Below are 7,478 nucleotides of genomic sequence, written 5' to 3'. Positions count from 1 at the left end.
CGCGTGATGCTGGACGCGGTACTCGTAGCGCAGGATCTGCTGCTGCAGGGTGTCGAGGGCTTTGAGGCGCGCGGCGGCGGTGGGGGCAGACTGGATGTCGTGCACTGCTTGATGGGCGGATTGGAGGTCGTGCTCATTGCGCAGGCCTGAGATGAGCATGCCGACCACCCACAGGCCGATCGCAGTCAGCACGAGTGCTGTGATCACCGTCCTGGGATGGATCCCAACGCGCCGGCCCCGATACCGACTGGTACTCGCACAGATCGCTTGCCACGCTGCCGAGAGCGTCACGGGTTGCGTCGGAGCCGAGACAGGGGCCAGTTGGCTCGACGCGGTACCGGGCTGCGTGGCCATTCCGCCAGCGCCGCCCAGTACTTCCGGGACAACAGGCACGGGCACCGGCGCGCCCGGAACTGGGTATAGCGGCGCAAACACGACGCCAGTCAGCGTCGCGCGACGCCACTTTGATGCGTGCCACGCCGCCCAGCATTCCATAATGCGCGCGCGTTGGCCGCTGACGTAGGACGAGACCAACGCGAGATACGGCATGGACAAAGGCTCGGCGCAACGTCGGACGCCCGCATTGGCCAAACGATTCTCCAGAATCTGCAGGGCCAGGCCAAACGCCTCAGGGTTCGCGTTGGCCGTGCGACGCGGCTCGGCAGGAGCGAAGGCCCCGAGCGCCTCAAATTGTTCTGGACGCTTGCCTTTGACTGCCACGGCGTGAAGGAACGTCACCGGCGCAGCCCAGCCCAGGTCAGCCTCAATGCCGGACAACGTGCGCAGACGCTCCGTCGCCGTCGTCGCGCTTTGATTCTCGCCCACGAATTGCACCACAGCATCGACTGGGCGGCGACGGCGTAGCTGCCGCAGTTGCTTGCGCCACGCCTGAGCGTCGATGCCGTCCGGGCACGGGTGCACCAGAATCGTCTCAGCGACCTGCAGCACACCGGCCTGTTTGAGGCCCGGCGCGACGGCATCGACTTGCGCGTCATCGCCATTCACCAGCAGCCACGACATCCTGTAACGCCAGCGCCAGCCCAGCAACACGCGCAATTCGTCGCACAGGGTCTGCAAGCGCGCATCGCGTTTGAGGGGCCTTATGTGCTGGGTGTCGGATTCTCGCGCAAACAGTCGCTCAGCCATGGCGTAGCCGCCCAGCATCCAGGCAAGAAAATGGAGTACAAGCACAATAGCCAAAGCGATGGCGATCCAGACCACGACCGAGATGCGTTGGGATTCGCTCGGCAGCCCCACATAGTCGCCAGCAAACCAGACGCCGGCGACGGCTGTGATGCTCATGACTAGCGCAATCAGCGCAAGCCCCCAAGGGGCGACGATAGAGAAACGGGACGCATCCGGACTAGTCGCGGCAATGGTCTGTAGATTACTGCTCAATGTTGTCATTGGGGGATGCTGTAACGTAAACCACCGCAGCCTGGGCGCGGTCCATGATCAGTTGTGCCCCGCTCGCGCCGCACGACATAGCGGCGGCGATGGAGAGCCAAGGATTGAGCGGCGCGGCATGCCCGATGATCCGATCGGGGCGGCATTGCGCTTCGGCCTTGGCCAGTTGTTCTAGCGAGGCAGCTTTCCATGCGGCAAGCAGCGCCCGGTCGTGTTCGCTGCCGAGTGCTGTGATCCAGGTGCGCGTGACCGCCGATGCTTCGGCACCGCCCCAAAGCAGGGTCATCGTGAGCAGATCGCCCAAGGCTTCTACATTGCCTACTACGGGACGATGGAGGAAGCCGACCACCCGAACGGACTCAGGGAGATGGTAGAAGCCGGTGTTGAGAAGCACCGCGACGCAGCCCTCGGTGCCATTCTCGGTCGGAGCGCCATCTTGCCAATCGACGGCAATGACCAGCAGCGGGCGTCGTTCACCCGAATCCAACCAAGCGTCGGCGACCATCAGACCCTGGTCGGCGGGCACCGTGGCGCATTCCAGGCCGGGGAGACCATTGCGCTGCAAGGCCTCGAGCACTTGTTGCTCCCTGAGCGGTGCGTCTTCCGGCTGCGCCAACACTCGTACGACCGGCGCATAAGCTGGCCCATACCGAGTCAACGCCTCGAGACTGGGCGTAAGGGGCAGGAGCGCCTCGACAATCTTGAGCACGACCGAGGGGATCTGCTCGGGAGATTCTCGAGGTGTCTCCGTGTCGATGTCGCTCCAGAACTGATCATCATCTTCGGGAAGGACGATTGTCGCCGACGTGTCGTCAAAACGGTTGTGGATGGGAAGCCCAGATCCAAGACGAGCCGGCTGCGCTTTCATCAAAGGCTTACCCGTCGCAATCGCAGCGGCAAGATCCTGAGAGCCCAAAGGCAAGCAATAGCCGATGCCCAGCACCTGCAATGGTCGCTGTCCGCGCTTGATGGCTCCAGCCAACCATCGGATCCTGGCACGATTCCAATGCCAAGCAAGCAGCCATTGGGCTTCGAAGCCGGCCTGCCTGATGCCTAGCAGGAACAGGAATGTGAGATTCGGGATGCTGAAAACGCAGAACCAGAACCGCACTCCGTGCGCAGGAACGCTTCTGGGCCACAGGAGCACCGCCGCGGCTGAACCGAAGACGTTGCAGGCGACCCAGATGCCCAGCCACGGCAGCAGTCGTGGCCTCCGAGGATAGGGGCGGCCCAAACCGGCCGGCGTCAAATCAATCGGCATGCGCTAGCCAATGCGGACATTCTGTAGCGAAGAAATCAGGCGGCAGCCGCATTCGCAGCGATGATGGTGCATCGCCACGGGTTGTCCGCCCTGATCCGGGAAGCGGCCCTCGCCTTCGGCAATCGTGGTCGGGCCATGCTTGAAACACAGTGCTGGATCCCCCTTGCGCGCGAGCGCGCGGCCCATGAAGTTCATGGTTGAGGAGCCGCCTGTGACATGCCCGCCGTTTTCGAGGTCGTCGCCTACTCGGATTGGGGATTTCACTTGCATTTCTTAAAATCCGAACCGGATGATAGTGAAATCATCCAATTTTGCGCGGAGGCTTTGTTGTGCATAGAGTAGCCACATTATTTTTGAAATAAGTAATAATCAATCGTCGCCTTGTTTCATCGACCTTCAGATTGACGAACTCGTCGCCACAATCCGGGAAATATTCTTTGAATGTCGCACGTTTCTTCGAAAAAATAAAAATCCGATGGATGGTGTAAGTGCCTTTGCCCTCATCCCAGTACCACACGGAGTAATCCAAGGCTCCATCAAAATGGTAATCCTTAATCTCGATATGCACGGACGTATCGGCACCCACATTAAGCGAGATAGCCTCGTTCTTTTCTTCCCCCGACCGAACTGTTTTAACCTCTATAACCTGATTTTTAACGACAACGACTGCGGCAGTACCCCCAGCGGGATTGAACCGCCTTGCCTCCTGAGCCATCACAGGTTGAAGATGCAACGCGGCGTCAAGCAATATTATAATTCTGCACATTATTTTCACAGCGTTCAATCGATCTTATTAATTCCTGAATTAAACCCTCACCCCTGAGTCGACAAAATCCCACAACCGGACTATAAAAATAGGTTGGAGAGCTGCGATTTATGCAACATAAAATTTTTTTAGATAAATCAATTATTATCAACAAAATCAACGGTATACAACAAGTCGATGACCTTATCAAAAAAATTCACATTGATATTCAGTGGATCACTACTTTCAGATGCTCCGACAATAACGTTTTTATTATGAATAACGCAGAATTTAATATACTCCAAAGACCGTTTATTCCATTTATTTTTGTATCCAACAACAAATCCACTCCAATCACGACCCATGATCTCTTTGAATAAGACTCCTACCTCTTTACTCTTCAGGACCCATCTTCCGTCAAGAAGATTTGCAGGACACCTACTTGAGTTCGCCTCGAATATCTGAGCAACACCAGGCGAGATATCCCATCCGTCGGAGGACATAGGGAGGTTCCACGCGAAATTCTCAATGCTTTCGCACATCATTCCAAACCACTTATCGCTTAGATTTGAATTTTTTTTGAACGACCAATCATATCCAGCCGACATTCTCGCCTGATCCAAATACGGGAGACGACTATTATCAAATCGGCCTTTAGAATGATAGAAAATAACCTCCGGATCATTGAACCGCACATGATCATGACGACCTAAATTTATTGAAAATCTACAGTCACCAACATTAAAAATTACAGTCCCCGGACCGTCGGCAAATTGTGACTGCCCGGCCTGATTTCCAATATTCTTTACATTTTCGGTTGCAACAGCATTAGAAATGCTCAACAAGAATATTAGATATGTAATTCTACGCATACGATCTACACCTACCTTCTGACATAGTCTTGCGGGATATTCGCCTCCGTACCATCGGCTTGCGTGTACGATCCACCATCGAGCAACATGACTTGAGCATTCCCGAACGCCAAAAAGCGGGCTTGTATACCCCAAATGGCGGAATAGCTACTCGACGGGGACCCTGTATTTACTGTCCCTGCCACGTTTCCGAAGGCTCTGTTTTCGTAATAATGTTTTTTCCCGGCATTTGCGGTAGCAAGCGATTTAATGGTGCTTTCAGGCGTGAGATAGTACTCATCTGCACTCATAGATGCCTTGGACCATGCCCAGTATGCTCCAGCACTATCCGCCGCTTCGAACGCATTCTCGGTACTATCGCGCCTAATAATTAGCTCGATTGGCAAATCAGTAGATGCGTCGCTTAGTGAATTTGTTGGGTCATACATTGCCTTCTTTCCATTCACCAGCAACCTATTGGCATTGGCCTGCTTAGTATGCTCCGTAAGCTTTTTCTCAATACTGACAGGAACTGTAAAGCCACGATATTTCCAGTATTTAATATAATTACTGGCATGCGATATTTGCAAAAATCCACGACCATCCCACGGCTTATACCAATATGAAGATCTTTCATGAAATTTCTGAAACTATTGAGATTCCTGCGCGGCGTTACCAAAGAAACAGGCCATGCGAGTCGGCGCAGCTATCCCGTATTTTCGTAGGGCCTTATTTAGTTCGATTCTGCGACTAGATGCGATACTGTTCGACTGCGACAAAAATGGGGCTGCCCACGAGAGACGCACCTCCACCCATTTCCAACTTGCTCCGTCCTTATCCAAGATATAGGCCGGCAACAATTGCACAAGTTCAGGCTGACTCAGCCACCCACACCTCCTAAAATGCCGAATAAAAGCCAGCGGATGAAAGAACCAGAACTTCTTGCCACCGCCCAGCGACGGCACTTGATCCAGGAACTGAAGCCTTTCCACGAACTTGATAAAGTCAGCTTACCCATCCGGATCGATGTCCTTGCGCTTGCCAAAGAATCCGTCCGGCTGATTCAGTCGCGCGTAGCGGGCCTCGTTACCCCTCTTGTCCCATTCGCTCGGCGCATGGCACACGAAACCTCTAAGCTTTTCCCGCACCGCATCATTGCCATAGACGTACGCCGTAAGCTGGTCTTCCTGTATGTACGCGGGATCTTTGCGTTGCGCGGGCGTCTCCGATGCCTCCACGACGTCCACGATCTTGCGTAGTTCGTCGTAGTCGCACACACCATCCTGACTAAACGGCGTATTCAATTCGTCAATCTTTTGCCAACCGGTGAAGAACGGGAAGTCTGCGTCGGAGAGCTTCTTTACGGCCGACTGGCTGATGTCGATATAGCCTTGCGCACCACCGTCGTTAAACGTGACGGCGACCCATGCATGATTTTCCGTGGCCGCGAGTGGCGGCAGTTCGGTGCTCAGAACGCGCCCGAAGCGCAATAGCTCATAACCAGCGCTTGGGCACGAGGGGTACAGATCGGTGGCGCGCTGGAACAAGTTGTATTCGTAGTCGCCGCACGAATCTGCCACCGGTCGAGGCGTCAGCAAGGTGAGTTTTCCCGCCGTCTCCATCCACGAGCGCGTGTAGCGCTGCCCCTTGTGGAAATACGCCTCGACGTACAGCTTGCTTTGCGCATCGAGCGTCCCGTCTTTTAGGACCGGGAAATAGGACGAGCCGGCACGACCCGGTGGCACGCTCACAAAAGCCTGGCCGCCGGGGATCACGTAGTAGCTGTGGCCCCAGTAGTCCGTGCTGGCCGGCGTGGTCGGCGCATCGCTGCCGAGCTGGGTATGGCCAAAGTAGGCGTTGAAATCCTCCTCGGTCATGAAGATCTCAAAATGCAGATGCGGCCGCCCGTGACAGTTGCCCCAGTGCCCCAACATGTCCTTGCGGTAGACCTTCAGCTTGTCGTGCCCCAGCTTCACGCCGTCGGTCGGGTGCAGCAGCCACGCAGGCAGGGCGCTCGCCGAACCGGTCGCGGGCGGCTGAATGGGCTGTGGCGCGATGCGCTGCTGCGCGTTCATGTCCAGCAGATGCATGTACAAGGAGTAAAACGTGATCTTTCGCCCCTCGCCGGTGTCGGTTTTGTGCTTGAGCAGGACGAAGCCGTTGTTGGAATTCAACTCCGGGCTGCCATCTTTCTTTTTTACGCCATCAGAGATGGCCATCTGGCTGACCCGGTAGGCCACCACCTCACCATCGGCAATGGCGCGCACCGCGTCGGTTTGATCAAGCGGAGCCAGATGCGTACCACAGTGCCAGCGCCGGTCGAATGCGATTGGATACACGCCGTGGTGTTCCAACTCGAGCTTGTCCACGGCGTCCATCATCGGATCGATCGCAGCGGCGTCGTTCGACGTCAGGCCGGATTCCGGCAGAAACGGAGGGCTGATGATCATGGTTCAACGCGAAGAGGGGTAATGGCTATCGATATTCAGGCTGCTTTTCGGCAGTGCGGGGAGAGAAAGCGATTCGCCGTTCGGCCCCACGAACGTGAACGACGCGGCCTCAATCCTGTAATCGCCAGGACACTTGAACACAATGCCGCCGTTTTCCACGGTGATGGTCGCTCCCGCGGCCGCCACCACCGCCTTCAACTTGGCATTGAGCAGTACGTCCGCATTGGCACTGGCAATATGCAGTCGCTGATCCGCATACAGTTCCATCCCATCGTTCTGCGCCTGGATCTCGATCTTGCCCTTGGCTGCGAAAATCTTGATACCCAGCTTGTGGGCGCATAGCGAAATCAGGTCACCCGCGGCCATGGTGATACGTCGGAGAGCGCTGACATCAACGCTCTCGCCCGCCACAGCTGAGAGGTTTCTGCCGGCGGCCAGTTGGATATTGCGCTCGGACGCGACGCCAATCGATGCGGGAGCGCTGACCAGGAGGCCTGGCGCCGACATCTTTTTCAGATCGCTGTTTGCCTGCTGCTGCGCGTCGATGTCCGCAGGTTCAGCTCGGGCCTGGCGCGTGGAAGCCGCCAGCGACTTGGCAAGGCTCAGTGCGCGCTCCAACTCCGCGATCGTTTCCTGCATATCGAGTTGTTGCCCGGCCGCCGCTTTCTGGTCGTAGGCTGTGATGTACATCCCCCTGCCCGCCCGCAAAGCCCCCCACCCCGACGTCCGCAACTCAAAACCTTCCCCACGCTTCTGGCGCTTGT

The 7,478-nt window shown here is 56.4% G+C and carries 7 protein-coding genes and 1 pseudogene; all 8 read right to left on the bottom strand.

Annotated features, from left to right (window positions below; translation table 11 throughout):
- A pseudogene (locus AC1RKI_RS29975) lies at window positions 1–1,407 on the bottom strand (ImcF-related family protein); the annotation flags it as partial.
- Complete coding sequence (locus AC1RKI_RS29970) at window positions 1,388–2,668, bottom strand: hypothetical protein (RefSeq protein ID WP_492798410.1); 1,281 nt, start codon at window positions 2,666–2,668, stop codon at window positions 1,388–1,390. The pseudogene AC1RKI_RS29975 and the gene AC1RKI_RS29970, both read right to left, overlap by 20 nt.
- 3 nt (window positions 2,669–2,671) lie before the next feature.
- Entirely contained in the window at window positions 2,672–2,932 is a 261-nt protein-coding gene (locus AC1RKI_RS29965; RefSeq protein ID WP_341249850.1) for a PAAR domain-containing protein, read from the bottom strand.
- A 37-nt stretch (window positions 2,933–2,969) separates the two neighbouring features.
- Window positions 2,970–3,416: a hypothetical protein gene (locus AC1RKI_RS29960; RefSeq protein ID WP_492798412.1), complete on the bottom strand. Its 447-nt coding sequence runs from the start codon at window positions 3,414–3,416 to the stop codon at window positions 2,970–2,972.
- Window positions 3,417–3,571: 155 nt separating this feature from the next.
- A complete protein-coding gene (locus tag AC1RKI_RS29955) occupies window positions 3,572–4,255 on the bottom strand; it encodes a hypothetical protein (protein ID WP_492798414.1) in 684 nt (227 codons plus the stop codon).
- A gap of 41 nt (window positions 4,256–4,296) precedes the next feature.
- The gene (locus AC1RKI_RS29950; protein WP_492798415.1) at window positions 4,297–4,854 is read right to left on the bottom strand and encodes a hypothetical protein; all 558 of its coding nucleotides are present in this window, start codon (window positions 4,852–4,854) and stop codon (window positions 4,297–4,299) included.
- A 420-nt stretch (window positions 4,855–5,274) separates the two neighbouring features.
- Window positions 5,275–6,714 carry a M23 family peptidase gene (locus AC1RKI_RS29945; RefSeq protein WP_492880758.1) on the bottom strand — a complete coding sequence of 480 codons (1,440 nt, stop codon included), beginning with the start codon at window positions 6,712–6,714 and terminating at the stop codon, window positions 5,275–5,277.
- A 3-nt stretch (window positions 6,715–6,717) separates the two neighbouring features.
- Window positions 6,718–7,478: DUF2345 domain-containing protein (locus AC1RKI_RS29940; protein ID WP_492919067.1), on the bottom strand; the 761-nt coding region annotated here is incomplete at its 5' end.

The organism is Cupriavidus sp. GW822-FHT06G04, assembly GCF_058799075.1.
This window is presented reverse-complemented; position numbering and strand designations above follow the sequence as displayed.

What these genes read in the sequence shown, in the direction of transcription:
- AC1RKI_RS29970 (WP_492798410.1), bottom strand. Translation starts at nt 2,668, where the DNA reads ATGCCGATTGATTTGACGCCGGCCGGTTTGGGCCGCCCCTATCCTCGG.
- AC1RKI_RS29945 (WP_492880758.1), bottom strand. Translation starts at nt 6,714, where the DNA reads ATGATCATCAGCCCTCCGTTTCTGCCGGAATCCGGCCTGACGTCGAAC.